Raw genomic sequence first — 419 nt, 5'->3', positions numbered from 1 at the left:
GCCTTCTCAAGAGCAGCCCACTCGGAAGCCATAGCGTGGAAGTGGTACTGATCGAGGGTGATGCCGACCAGCGGATGATCTACCTCGGTAACGATGTCGTAAGCGTACTCGAAGCGGTTGATGGACATGGTCGGTGCGCCGCAGAACTCGATGGACAGCTTGATGCCGTGCGGCTCAACCTTCTTTACCATCTCCTTGAGAACAGCAACAGCATCAGCCTTGATCTCGTCAACGGTAGCCGGAACGGTCAGATCCATGGACGGAACAACAACGATCATCTTGCAGCCCAGCTTGTTGCAGTCTGCGATGATCTGATCCAGCTTTGCCATAACGGCGTCCTTCTCCTCCTGGGTCTGCTTCATGTTGAAGAAGATCAGAGCGTTGTAGGACAGCATCTTCAGGTGATGCTTCGGGTCAGC

Annotated in this window: 1 protein-coding gene; it reads right to left on the bottom strand. The window is 54.4% G+C overall.

Annotation, left to right across the window (positions count from 1 at the left end; translation table 11 throughout):
- The coding region (locus DWZ82_RS14385) for a sugar phosphate isomerase/epimerase family protein (protein ID WP_199667520.1) at window positions 1-419 on the bottom strand (419 nt) is incomplete at both ends.

The organism is Butyricicoccus sp. AF35-5AC (assembly GCF_003477715.1).
Classification (GTDB): Bacteria; Bacillota; Clostridia; order Oscillospirales; family Butyricicoccaceae; genus Agathobaculum; species Agathobaculum butyriciproducens.
Note: the sequence above shows the minus strand (reverse complement) of the source record. Positions and strands in the feature narration are given on the sequence as shown.